Source organism: Myxococcus vastator (assembly GCF_010894475.1).
Classification (GTDB): Bacteria; Myxococcota; Myxococcia; order Myxococcales; family Myxococcaceae; genus Myxococcus; species Myxococcus vastator.
The window spans coordinates 1-416 of the sequence record NZ_JAAIYB010000980.1 but is presented as its reverse complement, the minus strand read 5'-3'; the positions used below and the strand labels follow the sequence as shown (position 1 = coordinate 416).

Genomic DNA, 416 nt, shown 5'->3' with positions numbered 1-416 from the left:
GTGGTGAACGGCGCGCGCCGCTGGCTGTCGCTGGGCATCATGAACTTCCAGCCCTCCGAACTCGCGAAATTCGCGGTGGTGATCTACGCGGCCGACTACATGGTGCGCAAGATGGAAGTGAAGGAGCGCTTCTTCCGCGCCGTGCTGCCGATGGGCGTGGCCGTGGCGGTGGTCGGCGTGCTGCTGCTGGCCGAGCCCGACATGGGCGCTTTCATGGTGATCGCCATCATCGCCATGGGCATCCTGTTCCTGGGCGGCGTGAACGCGCGCATGTTCTTCCTGATCGCGGCCGTGCTGGTGTTCGCCTTCGCCGTCATGGTGATGGGCAGCCCGTGGCGCCGCGAGCGGATCTTCGCCTACCGCGACCCGTTCAGCGAGGCGCACTCGCTCGGCAAGGGCTACCGGCTCTCGCACTC

The 416-nt window shown here is 66.8% G+C and carries 1 protein-coding gene; it reads left to right on the top strand.

From position 1 onward, the window contains the following. Positions 1-416 (top strand): FtsW/RodA/SpoVE family cell cycle protein (locus G4D87_RS38665; protein ID WP_163787694.1); only part of this gene is annotated, 416 nt, incomplete at both ends.